Here is a 14,636-nt window from a genome sequence, read left to right as displayed (position 1 = left end):
TGCCGCAAAATGCGGCAGATTCGCAATTTTCGCGACGCGTTACAGTCGACCCAGATCGTTGACCAGGGCAAGTAGCATCACCCCGACCACCAAACTGATACCGATCTGTATCCCCCAACCTTGTACTCGCTCCGACAAGGGGCGACCACGTGCCCACTCGATCAGATAAAACAGCAAATGCCCCCCATCCAGTACCGGGATGGGCAACAAATTCAGAACCCCCAGGCTGATACTCAGATAAGCCAGGAAATTCAGGAAATCAGCGACGCCCGACTGGGCCGAAGCGCCCGCCACTTTAGCAATGGTTATCGGTCCACTCAAGTTTTTTACCGAGAGCTCGCCGAACAACATTTTCTTCAGCGAATCCAGGGTCAGGACACTCATGGTCCAGGTACGCCTGGCCCCCTCGCCGATCGCCGCCAAAGGCCCGAAGCTGACCTCGCGAACCATCTCCGGCGGCCAATCCACGGCCTTGACGCCGGCCCCCAGGTAACCGGTGGCGGACTTGCCTTCACCACGGGAAGCCAGGGTCAGCGGGACGTCGATTTGAGCACCATCACGCTCGACATGCAGCACAATTTTGGTATCAGGTCGCACACGGACCCAGTCCACCACTTGCTGCCAGTCATCGACCGCATCGCCATTCAACGACAGCAGGCGATCACCGGTCTTCAGGCCGGCGGCCTGGGCCGGGCCTTTCGGGTCGAGCTCGGCCAGCAGCGGCGGCAGCGCCGGGCGCCAGGGACGAATCCCCAGGGATTTGATCGGGTCCGGCTCGTCGGCGCCCTGCAGCCAGCGATCGAGGATCAGCTCACGCGGCGAGTCGCTGGTCGAGCCCTGCTCACGCACCTGCAACCGCAGCGTGCCGCTCTCTCCCAGGCGACGGACCAACTGCAGATTGACGGCGGACCAGCCGGTGGTCGGCTCGCCATCGATGGCGACGATTTCCTGACCGACGCTCAAACCGGCCTTGGCGGCGATACTGCCGCTCTCCACCGCGCCGATGATCGGACGCACCTGCTGGCTGCCGAGCATCGCCAGCACCCAGAAGAACGCCATCGCCAACAGGAAGTTGGCGATCGGCCCGGCAGCGACAATGGCGATGCGCTGGCGCACGGTCTTGCGATTGAAGGCCTGGTCGAGCTCTTCCGGCGCAACCGGCGCCTCGCGCTCGTCGAGCATTTTCACGTAGCCGCCGAGGGGAATCGCCGCCAGCACGAACTCGGTGCCACGACGATCATGCCAACGCAGCAGCGGCGTGCCGAACCCCACGGAGAAGCGCAGCACCTTGACGCCGCAGCGGCGCGCCACCCAGAAATGGCCGAATTCATGGAAAGTAACCAGCACACCCAAGGCGACCAGGGTGCCGACAATCATATAGAGCGCGCTCATCTGCTTTCTCCGCAATCCTATCTAGTGCCGCATCGCTCGTACGCTACACCGGGCTCAACGCCCGTTGCGACTCAGCCACTGTTCGGTCAATGCCCGTGCCTTGGCATCTGCTGCGAATACCGCGTCGAGTTCATCGACCGCAACAACAGGTTCCAGATTCAAAACTCCCTCGATGATACTCGCGATCTCGGGATAACGGATGCGCCGTTCGAGAAACGCGGCGACAGCCACTTCATTGGCCGCATTCAGCATCGCCGGCGCGCTGCCACCGGCTTCGGCGGCCGCCCGCGCCAGGCGCAGGCAGGGGAAACGCTGCTCGTCCGGCGCCTGGAAGTCCAGCCGGGCCACGGAAAACAGGTCCAGCGGGGCGACGCCGGAATCGATACGCTCCGGCCAGGCCAGGGCATTGGCGATCGGCGTGCGCATATCCGGATTGCCCAACTGGGCGAGTACCGAGCCATCAACGTAATCGACCAGCGAATGGATCACGCTCTGCGGGTGAATCACCACTTCGACCTGGCTCGGCCGGGCATCGAACAGCCAGCAGGCCTCGATCAGCTCCAGCCCCTTGTTCATCATGCTCGCGGAGTCGACGGAAATCTTGCGTCCCATGGACCAGTTCGGGTGCGCGCAGGCCTGATCGGGCGTGACATGCTCCAGCTCGGCCAACGGCGTTTGCCGGAACGGGCCGCCGGAAGCGGTCAGCAGGATACGCCGCACGCCCACCGCGCCGAGACCACGGGCGAAATCGCCCGGCAGGCACTGGAAAATCGCATTGTGCTCGCTGTCGATCGGCAACAGTACCGAACCACTCTTGCGCACCGCCTGCATGAACAGCGCGCCGGTCATCACCAGCGCTTCTTTATTGGCCAGCAGGATCTTCTTGCCGACCTCGACCGCGGCCAGGGTAGGACGCAGGCCCGCCGCCCCGACGATGGCCGCCATCACGGTGTCGACTTCGGGGTCGGCCGCAACCTGGCATAGCCCCTCTTCGCCCACCAGCACCTCGGTAGACAAGCCGGCAGCGCGCAATTGCTCCTGCAGACCGCGAGCAGCGGCAACTTCCGGCACCACCGCAAAACGCGGCCGGTGGCGGACGCACAGCGCGAACAGTTCGGTCAGGCGCGTGAAGCCGCTCAGGGCAAATACCTGGTAGCGCTCCGGGTGCCGGGCAATCACATCCAGGGTGCTCAGGCCAATGGAGCCGGTAGCCCCCAGTACGGTGATCTGTTGTGGGCGGCTCACGATGCGGCGATCCACAGCAGTACCGCGAACATCGGGATCGCCGCGGTCAGGCTGTCGATACGATCGAGCACGCCACCATGGCCGGGCAGCAGGTTACTGCTGTCCTTGATCCCGGATTGACGCTTGAACATGCTTTCGGTCAAGTCGCCGACCACCGAGATGAACACGATGATCGCCGCGCCCAGCAGGCTCGCCAGGATCTGGCCGAAGCCCCAGCCGTATACCAGGCCGACCACGGCGGTGATCACCAGGCTCAGCAGCAGGCCGCCATAGACGCCCTCCCAGCTCTTGCCCGGACTGACCGAAGGCGCCAGCTTGCGCTTGCCAAAGGCCCTGCCGGAAAAATAGGCACCGATATCGGCGCCCCAGACCAGGATCATCACCGCCATGATCAGCAGGTTGCCCTGACCGGAAGCGTGCTGCTTGATTTCGATCAGCCCCTGCCAGGCCGGCAGCAGGATCAGGAAGCCGATCACCAGCTTGCTCGCCGTGCTCGACCAGTGCCCGCTGGACTGCGGATAGGTCAGCACCAGGTAGGTCGCCAGCCCCCACCACAACACCGCTGCCCCCAACACCCAGGGCGCCAGGTTCGGCAGGATGTACATGAAGAACAGCAGGACCGCGACCAGCGCGGCGTACGCCACGCGGGCCGGCTGCGCTTCAAAGCCCGCCAGGCGCGCCCATTCCCACGCGCCGAGGGTCACGACCACGCCGATGAACAGCGCGAAACCGGATCCCGAGAGCAGGAAAAAACCGCACAGGGCGATGGGCAGGAGGATAAGTGCCGTGATGATGCGTTGCTTGAGCATTAAACCCGGGCTCCAGCTTCGACCTGCTCGCTCGTTTTACCGAAGCGACGCTGGCGGGAAGCGAAATCAGCCAGCGCATTGCGCATGGCATCGTGTTTGAAGTCCGGCCAGAACAGGTCGGAGAAATACAGCTCGGCGTATGCCAGCTGCCACAACAGGAAGTTGCTGATGCGATGCTCGCCACCGGTACGGATGCACAGGTCCGGCAGCGGCAGGTCGCCGGTTGCCAGGCAGGTCTGCAGCAACTCCGGGGTGATGTCGTCCGGACGCAGATGTCCGGCCTGCACTTCGCGGGCGAGACGCTGGGCCGCCTGGGCGATATCCCACTGTCCACCGTAGTTGGCCGCGATCTGCAGAATGAAACGATTGCTGCCCGCCGTCGCTGCTTCCGCCTCGCGCATCGCCGCCTGGAGTTCAGGGTGGAAGCGCGAGCGGTCGCCAATGATCCGCAGGCTGATGTTGTTGTCGTCGAGGCGCTTGGCCTCGCGCCGCAACGCCTTGAAAAACAGGTCCATCAAGGCGCTGACTTCATCGGCGGGGCGCTGCCAGTTCTCACTGGAGAAGGCGAACAGGGTCAATACCTCGACCTTGGCCTCGGCACACACCTCGATCACCGCCCGCACCGCGTCGACGCCGGCCTTGTGGCCGGCGACACCCGGCAAGAAGCGCTTCTTCGCCCAGCGATTATTACCATCCATGATGATCGCGACATGGCGCGGTACCGAGGACAGCCCAGCCTGCTTGGTCTTTTCCATGAAAACGTCCTGACCCTTATACGGCCATCAGGTCCGCTTCTTTTTGCTTCACGGCCACTTCGATTTTAGCCACGAAGCTGTCGGTCAGCTTCTGGATCTCGTCGGCGGCACGACGCTCTTCGTCTTCGCTGATTTCCTTTTCCTTGACCAGGTCCTTCAGGTCGCCCAGCACGTCACGGCGAATGTTGCGCACGGCAACACGGGCGTTTTCCGCCTCTTCCCGGGCCTGCTTGGTGAAACCACGGCGGGTTTCCTCGGTCAGTGCCGGCATGGAAATCAGCAGCAGCTCGCCCAGGTTGGTCGGGTTCAGGTTCAGGCCGGCGCTGCCGATCGCCTTGTCCACGGCACCGAGCATATTGCGCTCGAACGCCACGACCTGCAGGGTACGGGCATCCTTGACGGTGATGTTGGCGACCTGCTTGATCGGGGTGTCCGCGCCATAGTAAGGCACCATCACGCCTTCCAGGATGCTCGGGTGAGCCTGCCCTGTACGGATCCGGCCGAAGTTGTGAGCCAGGGACTCCAGGGATTTCTGCATGCGCTCTTGAGCGTCTTTCTTGAGTTCGTTGATCATTGTTGGCCTTCCTCGATCAGGGTTCCTTCAGCGCCACCATGCACGATGTTCAGCAGGGCGCCAGGCTTGTTCATGTTAAATACGCGCAGCGGCATCTTGTGATCGCGGCACAGGCAGATAGCGGTCAGGTCCATGACACCCAGCTTGCGATCCAGTACTTCATCGTAGGTCAGATGATCGAACTTCTCGGCATGCGGGTCCTTGAACGGATCTGCGGTATAGACGCCATCGACCTTGGTCGCCTTGAGCACCACGTCGGCATCGATTTCGATCGCACGCAGGCAAGCCGCCGAATCCGTGGTAAAGAACGGATTGCCGGTACCCGCGGCGAAAATCACCACTTCCTTGGAGTTGAGGTGACGCATCGCCTTGCGACGATCGTAATGATCGGTCACGCCGACCATGGAAATGGCCGACATCACGATGGCCGAGATATTCGCACGTTCCAGCGCATCGCGCATCGCCAGCGCGTTCATCACGGTAGCCAGCATGCCCATGTGGTCACCGGTGACACGGTCCATGCCGGCAGCGCTCAGGGCGGCACCGCGGAACAGGTTGCCGCCGCCGATCACCAGGCCGACCTGCACACCGATACCGACCAGTTGCCCCACTTCCAGCGCCATGCGATCCAGGACTTTCGGGTCAATCCCGAACTCTTCCGAGCCCATCAGGGCCTCGCCGCTAAGCTTGAGTAGAATGCGTTTATAGCGAGCTTGATAACCACTGCCCTGCTGAGCCATTGCGAATCTCTCCTGCGGCGTTTAAAAAATCTTGCGAGCTGTTTGCAGCCTGCGCTAACTCTAGCTTGGCGCTGCTACAGCGCCATCAGAACACGGCTTTGTAAGCCGGTTCCGAAAGGAAAAAGAGAAACCTTCCTCCCATTTGAAAAGAGGCTGCGCGCGTAAGCGGGCAGCCTCTTGGGTCGACAGTTGAAAACCGTCTTATTGCTTGCTGGCAGCCACTTGAGCAGCAACTTCTTCAGCGAAGTTGTCCACTGGCTTCTCGATGCCATCACCTACTTTGAAGTAAGTGAAGGAAACGATTTCAGCGCCAGCTTTCTTGACCAGGGCACCGACGGTGACTTCCGGGTTCTTGACGAAAGCTTGCTCAACCAGGCTGGCTTCGGCCAGGAACTTGCTGATACGGCCTTTGACCATGTTTTCAACGATGTTCTCAGGCTTGCCCTTGATCTTTTCTTCGTTGAGGGTCAGGAAAACGCCTTTTTCGCGCTCGATGGCCTCAGGAGAAACCTGCGATGGCAGCAGGAACTCAGGGTTGGTTGCCGCCGCGTGCATGGCAACATCCTTGGCCAGCTCTTCGTTGCCGCCCTTGAGAGCCACGACCACACCGATCTTGTTGCCGTGCAGGTAGGCGCCGACCACATCACCTTCGATACGAGCCAGGCGACGGATGTTGACGTTTTCGCCAACCTTGGCAACCAGGGCTTCGCGAGCAGTTTCCTGAGCGGCGATCAGCGGGGCTGCGTCGGTCAGTTTGTCAGCGAAGGCTTTTTCGACGCTGGCAGCGACGAAGTTCTTGAAGTCGTCTTGCAGGGCCAGGAAGTCGGTCTGCGAGTTCACTTCCAGAATCACGGCAGATTTGCCGTCGCACTTGATAGCGATAGCGCCTTCGGCAGCAACGTTGCCTGCTTTCTTGGCGGCTTTGATGGCGCCCGATGCACGCATGTCATCGATGGCTTTTTCGATGTCGCCGCCGGCCTTGGTCAAGGCCTTCTTGCAGTCCATCATGCCTTCGCCGGTACGCTCGCGCAGTTCTTTGACCAACGCTGCAGTAATCTCTGCCATTTCAAAATTCCTCTTGGATAGGTTATCAACCATTCCACCCGATCGAACGGGCGTTCAATTCTTCCCGAACCACCCTTGTTAGCAACTGCACGTTACAGACGCTGTAGCGGCGCGCCAGACAAATGGTTTTCGAGGTGGCAAAAAGGGGGCCTAGCCCCCTTTTTACTTACTGAGCCAACGCCAGGCCCTGTCCAAAACTGCCTGCGCGACGATCATGCTGCGTTAAAAGCAGGCTCGGAATGCTCATTTAGTGGACTAAAGTCGCGCGCGACCTCGGTCGTTCCTCGCCTGTTTTGCCTTGCCTGATCGCCGCTCGGCGAATTTTCTTAAAGACCTGGGGCGTCAATTACTCAGCTGCAGCGACCGGTGCTTCTTCGGTGAACTCAACGGTGCCGCCGGCAACGTTGTTGCGACCGCGGATCACGGCGTCAGCCATCGAACCCATGTACAGCTGGATAGCGCGAATGGCGTCATCGTTGCCTGGGATGATGTAGTCAACGCCTTCCGGGCTGCTGTTGGTATCGACAACGCCGATGACCGGGATGCCCAGCTTGTTGGCTTCGGTGATCGCGATGCGCTCGTGGTCAACGTCGATCACGAACAGAGCGTCTGGCAGACCGCCCATGTCCTTGATACCACCCAGGCTACGATCCAGCTTTTCCAGGTCGCGAGTGCGCATCAGCGCCTCTTTCTTGGTCAGCTTGGCGAAAGTGCCGTCTTCGGCTTGCACTTCAAGGTCACGCAGACGCTTGATGGAAGCACGGATGGTCTTGAAGTTGGTCAGCATGCCGCCCAACCAGCGGTGGTCGACGTACGGCGAACCGCAACGTGCTGCTTCTTCGGCAACGATCTTGCCAGCGGAACGCTTGGTGCCGACGAACAGAATCTTGTTTTTGCCCTGGGCCAGACGCTCTACGAAAGTCAGAGCTTCGTTGAACATTGGCAGGGTTTTTTCAAGGTTGATGATGTGGATCTTGTTACGCGCGCCGAAAATGTACTTACCCATTTTCGGGTTCCAGTAACGGGTCTGGTGACCGAAGTGCACACCGGCCTTCAGCATATCGCGCATGTTGACTTGGGACATGATAGTTCCTTAATAAGTCGGGTTTGGCCTCCACGTATCCCAATGACCAACCAAGCAGCATCAAGCTGAAGGCACCCAGGTCATCGTGTCGACACGTGTGTGGATTTAAGCCTTTCGGGGTATCCCCGGAAAGCGGCGCATTTTATACCACAAGGAGGACAAAAACGGAACCCGGATTCGCATTTCCCGCCACGGGCTTTTGCGCGACCCTTGGTTTCGCGCCAGAATGCCCCATCCTTTATAGAGAGAAGCGATGCCCGGACGTCATGATTTACCCCGTCCGTCTGTTAGAATCGCATTTTTCAAGGTTTCGAAACGCACCACTCCGTGACCGGATGTTGCCGTCTTCGACCTTTTTCCGTGTTTATCAGCGCCACCGAGCGCATAGAGAGCCTGTATGACCGTCACCCTCAAAACTCCCGAGGACATCGCAAAAATGCGCGTCGCCGGCAAGCTGGCCGCCGATGTACTGGAAATGATCGGTGAATACGTCAAGCCCGGCGTCACCACCGAGGAGCTGGACCGCATCTGCCACGACTATATCGTCAACGTGCAGCAGGCCATTCCCGCGCCCCTCAACTACAAGGGCTTTCCGAAGTCGATCTGCACCTCGGTCAACCACGTGGTCTGCCATGGCATCCCCGGCGACAAGCCGCTCAAGGATGGCGACACCGTGAACATCGACGTGACCGTGATCAAGGACGGCTACCACGGCGATACCAGCAAGATGTTCCATGTCGGCAACGTGCCGGTCTGGGCCGAGCGCCTGTCCCAGGTCACCCAGGAATGCATGTACAAGGCGATCGAGATCGTCAAGCCCGGCTGCCGCCTGGGCGATATCGGCGAAATCATCCAGAAGCACGCCGAGAAGAACGGTTTCTCCGTGGTGCGCGAGTTCTGCGGCCACGGCATCGGCAAGGTGTTCCACGAAGAGCCGCAGATCCTGCACTACGGCCGTGCCGGTACCGGCATGGAACTGAAGGCCGGCATGACCTTCACCATCGAGCCGATGATCAACCAGGGCAAGGCCGACACCAAGGTGCTGGGCGACGGCTGGACCGCCATCACCAAGGACCGCAAGCTCTCGGCCCAGTGGGAGCACACCCTGCTGGTCACCGAAACCGGCTACGAGATCTTCACCCTGCGCAGCGATGACACCATCCCACGCGTCTCAGCCTGATTCCCGAAGGAAAACCAATCGATGCCGCAGGTGGATCCCGAACTCTTCGACCGCGGCCAGTTCCAGGCGGAACTGGCCCTGAAGGCCAGCCCCATAGCGGCATTCAAGAAAGCCATCCGTCAGGCCCACGAAGTCCTCGACGCGCGCTTTCGCAGTGGCCGCGACATCCGTCGGTTGATCGAAGACCGCGCCTGGTTCGTCGACAACATCCTGCAAAAAGCCTGGGACCAGTTCGACTGGAGCGAAGACGCCGATATCGCCCTGGTGGCGGTCGGCGGCTACGGTCGCGGTGAACTGCACCCCTACTCGGACATCGACCTGCTGATCCTGCTGGACAGCGCCGACCACGAGATCTTTCGCGATTCCATCGAGCGTTTCCTGACCCTGCTCTGGGATATCGGCCTGGAAGTCGGCCAGAGCGTTCGCTCGATCGACGAATGTGCCGAAGAGGCCCGCGCCGACCTGACCGTCATCACCAACCTGATGGAAAGCCGTACCATCGCCGGGCCCGAGCGCCTGCGCCTGCGCATGCTCGACGTCACCAGCACCGCCCACATGTGGCCGAGCAAGGACTTCTTCCTGGCCAAGCGCGCCGAGCAGAAGGCCCGTCACCACAAGTACAACGACACCGAATACAACCTGGAACCCAACGTCAAGGGCTCGCCCGGCGGCCTGCGGGATATCCAGACGATTCTCTGGGTCGCCCGCCGCCAGTACGGCACCCTGAACCTGCGCGCCCTGGCCGGTGAAGGCTTCCTGGTGGAAAGCGAAAACGCCCTGCTGGCCTCGTCCCAGGAGTTTCTCTGGAAGGTCCGCTACGCCCTGCACATGCTCGCCGGGCGCGCCGAGGACCGCCTGCTGTTCGACCACCAGCGCACCATCGCCGGGCTGCTGGGGTTCCAGGGCGACGACGCCAAGCAGGCCATCGAAAACTTCATGCAGCAGTACTACCGGGTGGTCATGAGCATTGCCCAGCTCAGCGACCTGATCATCCAGCACTTCGAAGAGGTCATCCTCGCCCCGGAAGACGAAGCGCCGCCGCAACCGCTGAACTCGCGCTTCCAACTGCACGACGGTTACATCGAGGCGACCCACCCGAACGTCTTCAAGCGGACGCCGTTCGCCATGCTGGAAATCTTCGTGCTGATGGCCCAGCAGCCGGAAATCAAGGGCGTGCGCGCCGACACCATCCGCCTGCTGCGCGAACACCGGCACCTGATCGACGACGACTTCCGCAACGATATCCGCAACACCAGCCTGTTCATCGAGCTGTTCAAGTGCAAGATCGGTATCCACCGCAACCTGCGCCGGATGAACCGCTACGGCATCCTCGGCCGCTACCTGCCGGAGTTCGGCGATATCGTCGGGCAGATGCAACACGACCTGTTCCACATCTATACGGTCGATGCGCACACCCTGAACCTGATCAAGCACCTGCGAAAACTGCAGTACACCCAGGTCTCCGAGAAATTCCCGCTGGCCGCCAAGCTGATGGCCAAGCTGCCCAAGCCCGAGCTGATCTACATGGCCGGGCTCTATCACGACATCGGCAAGGGCCGCCATGGCGACCACTCGGAACTCGGCGCGGTCGACGCCGAGGCCTTCTGCAAGCGCCATCAACTGCCGGCCTGGGACAGCCGCCTGATCGTCTGGCTGGTGCAGAACCATCTGGTGATGTCCACCACGGCCCAGCGCAAGGATCTCTCCGACCCGCAGGTGATCCACGACTTCGCGCAGATCGTCGGCGACCACGTGTACCTGGACTATCTCTATGTCCTGACCGTGGCCGATATCAACGCGACCAACCCGAGCCTCTGGAACTCCTGGCGTGCCAGCCTGCTGCGCCAGCTCTACACCGAGACCAAGCGCGCGTTGCGTCGTGGCCTGGAAAACCCGGTGGACCGCGAAGAACAGATTCGCCAGACCCAGAGCGCCGCCCTGGATATCCTGGTGCGCGCCGGCACCGACCCGGACGATGTCGAGCAGCTCTGGTCGCAACTGGGCGATGACTATTTCCTGCGCCACACCGCTGGCGACGTGGCCTGGCACAGCGACGCGATCCTCCAGCAACCGGCCGATGGCGGCCCGCTGGTACTGATCAAGGAAACCACCCAGCGCGAATTCGAAGGCGGCACGCAGATCTTCATCTATGCCCCGGACCAGCATGATTTCTTTGCGGTGACCGTGGCCGCGATGGACCAGCTCAACCTGAACATCCACGATGCCCGGGTCATCACGTCCAGCAGCCAGTTCACCCTCGACACCTACATCGTGCTGGACAACGACGGTGGTGCCATCGGCGACAATCCGAAGCGGGTCAAGCAGATCCGCGACGGCCTGACCGACGCCCTGCGCAACCCCGACGACTACCCGACGATCATCCAGCGCCGGGTACCGCGCCAGCTCAAGCACTTCGCCTTTGCCCCGCAGGTGACCATCCATAACGATGCCCAGCGCCCGGTGACCGTGCTCGAACTCAGCGCCCCGGACCGCCCCGGCCTGCTGGCGCGGATCGGCAAGATCTTCCTGGAATTCGACCTGTCGCTGCAGAACGCCAAGATCGCCACCCTTGGTGAACGGGTGGAGGACGTGTTCTTCATCACCGATGCGCACAACCAGCCCCTGTCCGACCCGCAACTGTGCAGCCGTCTGCAGGACGCCATCGTCGAACAACTGAGCGTCAACTCCGAACCGAGTATCGAGCGCCTGAGTATTTGAATGAATGCTTCCCGTGGGAGCGGGCTTGCCCGCGAAGAACGCTGACGCGCCAGACCTGAAAAAACGCGGTGCTCCCTTCGCGGGCAAGCCCGCTCCCGCAACAACCGAATTGAACGAGATGTCCATGAACAACGCGTTGAACCAGTTGCAGCCCTACCCGTTCGAGAAACTCCGCGCCCTGCTGGGCAGCGTCAAGCCCGATGCGGACAAGCGCCCGATCGCGCTGTCCATCGGCGAGCCGAAACACCGTTCGCCGAGCTTTGTCGCCGAAGCCCTGGCGGCCAACCTGGAACAAATGGCGGTGTACCCGACCACCCTGGGCATTCCCGCCCTGCGCGAGGCGATCGCGGCCTGGTGCGAGCGGCGCTTCAACGTGCCCGGTGGCTGGCTCGACCCGGCGCGCAACGTCCTGCCGGTCAATGGCACCCGCGAAGCCCTGTTCGCCTTTACCCAGACCGTCGTCAACCGTGGCGCCGACGCCCTGGTGGTCAGCCCGAACCCGTTCTACCAGATCTACGAAGGCGCGGCCTTCCTCGCCGGTGCCCAGCCGCACTACCTGCCGTGCCTCGACGAAAATGGCTTCAACCCGGATTTCGACGCCGTACCGGCCGAAATCTGGCAACGCTGCCAGATTCTGTTCCTCTGCTCGCCGGGCAACCCGACCGGCGCGCTGATCCCCGTGGACACCCTGAAAAAGCTGATCGCCCTGGCCGACGAACACGACTTCGTGATTGCCGCCGACGAGTGCTACAGCGAGCTGTACTTCGATGAACAGACCCCGCCGCCCGGCCTGCTCAGCGCCTGCGTCGAACTGGGCCGCAAGGACTTCAAGCGCTGCGTGGTGTTCCACAGCCTGTCCAAGCGCTCGAACCTGCCAGGCCTGCGTTCGGGCTTCGTGGCCGGCGATGCGGAGATCCTCAAGGGCTTCCTGCTGTACCGCACCTACCACGGTTGCGCGATGCCGGTGCAGACCCAACTGGCCAGCGTGGCCGCCTGGAACGATGAAGTGCATGTGCGCGCCAACCGTGCGCTGTACCGGGAGAAATTCGACGCGGTGCTGGAAATCCTCGCACCGGTGCTGGACGTCCAGCGTCCGGACGGCGGCTTCTACCTGTGGCCGAATGTGCAGGGTGACGACGCCGAGTTCTGCCGCGACCTGTTCGCCGAGGAACATGTGACCGTGGTGCCGGGCTCCTACCTGTCCCGCGAGGTCGATGGCGTCAATCCGGGTGCCGGCCGCGTGCGCATGGCACTGGTGGCGCCGCTCGCCGAATGCGTCGAAGCCGCCGAGCGGATCCGGGCGTTTATCCAGCGTCGCAAGTAACCCTGCAGGAGTCGGCTCGCCAGTGATGGCGAGCCGGGGCCGATGGCCCGATACGCTCCTGATCGATCGAGAAGCCGCCTTATGCAAACCGCCTACACCGTCCTCATTCTATTGATGCTGGTGGGCGTTTCGCGTTTGCTGGCACGGGTGATCCCACTCCCCCTGCCACTGGTGCAGATCGCCGCGGGTGCCGTGCTGGCCTGGCCGACGCTGGGCCTGCACGTAGCCCTGGACCCGGAATTGTTTCTCTTCCTGTTCCTGCCACCGCTGCTGTTCTCCGACGGCTGGCGCATGCCCAAGCGCGAGTTCTGGCGCCTGAAGGGACCGATCCTGACCCTGGCCGTGGGGCTGGTGCTGTTCACCGTGGTGGGCGCCGGCTACTTCATCCATTGGCTGTTGCCGGCTATCCCGCTGCCGGTGGCCTTCGCCCTGGCCGCGGTGTTGTCGCCGACGGATGCCGTGGCGGTCTCCGCGATCTCCCAGAACCGCCTGCCCACGCCCTTGATGCATATGCTGCAAGGCGAGGCGTTGATGAATGACGCGTCGGGCCTGGTGACGTTCAAGTTTGCCCTGGCAGCGGCCGTGACCGGGGTGTTCTCCCTGACCAATGCCAGCCTGACGTTCCTGCTGGTAGCCGTGGGCGGCTTGGCGATCGGCGTGGTCCTGAGCTGGCTGGTGGGACGGCTGCGGGCCTGGATGATCGCCCGGGGCTGGGACGATCCGGCGACCCACGTGGTGTTCATGCTGCTGTTGCCGTTTGCCGCCTATGTCCTGGCCGAACGCCTCGGTGTCTCGGGCATCCTCTCAGCAGTCGCGGCGGGGATGATGCAGAGCTGGCTCGACCTGCTGCCGCGCCAGACCAGTACCCGCCTGCTCAATCGCAGTGTCTGGTCGCTGCTGGAGTTCGCCTTCAACGGTCTGATCTTCCTGCTGCTGGGCCTGCAACTGCCGGATATCGTCAAGGCGGTCGCCAGCCATGAAGCCTCGTTGTGGCCAACCCTCCTGTATCGCTGCCTGGATGTGCTGGCGATTTTCCTGGTGTTGCTGGTGCTGCGCTTTGTCTGGGTGCAGAGCATCTGGCGCCTGTCGGTACTGGTACGGCGCTGGCGCGGCAAGAGTGAGCTGACCTCGATGCCCAAGGCGCGATCCTGCTGGCTCCTGACGGTGGGGGGCGTACGCGGGGCAGTGACGCTGGCGGGCGTGATGTCGGTGCCGTTGCTGATGGCGCCGGGGACGGATTTTCCCGAACGGGACCTGCTGATCTTCATCGCTGCCGGGGTGATCCTGCTGTCGTTGGTGGCGGCGTGTGTCGCCTTGCCGATTCTGCTCCGGGATATTGCGAAAAGCCCCGACGATGCGCGGCGCCATGAAGTTCGCGAAGCCTGGCGGCGCACCGCCGAGGCGGCGATCCGCGCGCTGGAAGTCGAGGATGCGGTCGAGGCGGCCGGCTCCCAGGATGCGGCCCAGGCCTCGCTGGCGGCCGAGTTGAAAGCACGGATCATGTCCGAGTACCGGCATCAGTTGGAGGTCTTCAATGATTCCGATGAGGCCCAGGCACTGGCGTTCCAGATGGATCTGCTGGAGCGGCGCCTGCGCCTGAAGGCATTGCGCGCGCAAAGGCTGGAGCTGTACAGCCTGAGGCGTCATCACCAGATTGGTGATGACGCCTTGCGCGAGGTGCTGGGCGAACTGGATTTGAGCGAGGCGAATCTGGGGCAGGTGAAGTAGGGCCAGGAAGCATTGGCTTGGA

General features: G+C 62.2%; 12 protein-coding genes. 4 read left to right on the top strand and 8 right to left on the bottom strand.

Going from position 1 to position 14,636, the window contains the following annotated elements:
• Positions 1-39 precede the first annotated feature (39 nt).
• The 8 genes from rseP to rpsB all read right to left on the bottom strand — a co-directional run bounded on the left by rseP (position 40) and on the right by rpsB (position 7,664).
• Complete coding sequence (gene rseP, locus HX881_RS17710) at positions 40-1,392, bottom strand: sigma E protease regulator RseP (RefSeq protein WP_017127125.1); 1,353 nt, start codon at positions 1,390-1,392, stop codon at positions 40-42.
• Positions 1,393-1,446: 54 nt separating this feature from the next.
• Positions 1,447-2,637, bottom strand: a complete 1,191-nt coding sequence (gene ispC / locus HX881_RS17705; protein WP_177085725.1) for a 1-deoxy-D-xylulose-5-phosphate reductoisomerase — start codon at positions 2,635-2,637, stop codon at positions 1,447-1,449.
• Positions 2,634-3,446, bottom strand: a complete 813-nt coding sequence (locus HX881_RS17700; protein ID WP_177085723.1) for a phosphatidate cytidylyltransferase — start codon at positions 3,444-3,446, stop codon at positions 2,634-2,636. Before HX881_RS17700 ends, ispC begins: the two co-directional genes overlap by 4 nt.
• Positions 3,446-4,201: a polyprenyl diphosphate synthase gene (gene uppS / locus HX881_RS17695; protein ID WP_017127122.1), complete on the bottom strand. Its 756-nt coding sequence runs from the start codon at positions 4,199-4,201 to the stop codon at positions 3,446-3,448. The genes HX881_RS17700 and uppS overlap by 1 nt, the downstream gene beginning before the upstream one ends.
• Before the next feature lie 16 nt (positions 4,202-4,217).
• Entirely contained in the window at positions 4,218-4,775 is a 558-nt protein-coding gene (frr, locus tag HX881_RS17690; RefSeq protein WP_017127121.1) for a ribosome recycling factor, read from the bottom strand.
• A complete protein-coding gene (pyrH, locus tag HX881_RS17685) occupies positions 4,772-5,515 on the bottom strand; it encodes a UMP kinase (protein ID WP_003189161.1) in 744 nt (247 codons plus the stop codon). Before pyrH ends, frr begins: the two co-directional genes overlap by 4 nt.
• Positions 5,516-5,716: 201 nt before the next feature.
• Positions 5,717-6,580 carry a translation elongation factor Ts gene (tsf, locus tag HX881_RS17680; RefSeq protein WP_017127120.1) on the bottom strand — a complete coding sequence of 288 codons (864 nt, stop codon included), beginning with the start codon at positions 6,578-6,580 and terminating at the stop codon, positions 5,717-5,719.
• A gap of 346 nt (positions 6,581-6,926) precedes the next feature.
• Positions 6,927-7,664 (bottom strand): 30S ribosomal protein S2, encoded by a 738-nt coding sequence (gene rpsB / locus HX881_RS17675; protein ID WP_177063306.1) that lies wholly within the window; start codon positions 7,662-7,664, stop codon positions 6,927-6,929.
• Between the two features lie 397 nt (positions 7,665-8,061).
• On the opposite strand from rpsB, the gene map reads away from it, so the two are divergent.
• The 4 genes from map (at position 8,062) to HX881_RS17655 (ending at position 14,614) form a co-directional block, all read left to right on the top strand.
• A complete protein-coding gene (map, locus tag HX881_RS17670) occupies positions 8,062-8,844 on the top strand; it encodes a type I methionyl aminopeptidase (RefSeq protein ID WP_017127118.1) in 783 nt (260 codons plus the stop codon).
• Positions 8,845-8,865: 21 nt separating this feature from the next.
• A complete protein-coding gene (locus HX881_RS17665) occupies positions 8,866-11,562 on the top strand; it encodes a [protein-PII] uridylyltransferase (protein WP_017127117.1) in 2,697 nt (898 codons plus the stop codon).
• Between the two features lie 124 nt (positions 11,563-11,686).
• Complete coding sequence (gene dapC, locus HX881_RS17660; protein WP_177085721.1) at positions 11,687-12,886, top strand: succinyldiaminopimelate transaminase; 1,200 nt, start codon at positions 11,687-11,689, stop codon at positions 12,884-12,886.
• A gap of 81 nt (positions 12,887-12,967) precedes the next feature.
• The gene (locus tag HX881_RS17655) at positions 12,968-14,614 is read left to right on the top strand and encodes a Na+/H+ antiporter (RefSeq protein ID WP_177085719.1); all 1,647 of its coding nucleotides are present in this window, start codon (positions 12,968-12,970) and stop codon (positions 14,612-14,614) included.
• The last annotated feature ends 22 nt before the right edge of the window (positions 14,615-14,636 follow it).

The organism is Pseudomonas gingeri (genome assembly GCF_013386115.1).
GTDB classification, from domain to species: domain Bacteria; phylum Pseudomonadota; class Gammaproteobacteria; order Pseudomonadales; family Pseudomonadaceae; genus Aquipseudomonas; species Aquipseudomonas gingeri.
Note: the sequence above shows the minus strand (reverse complement) of the source record. Positions and strands in the feature narration are given on the sequence as shown.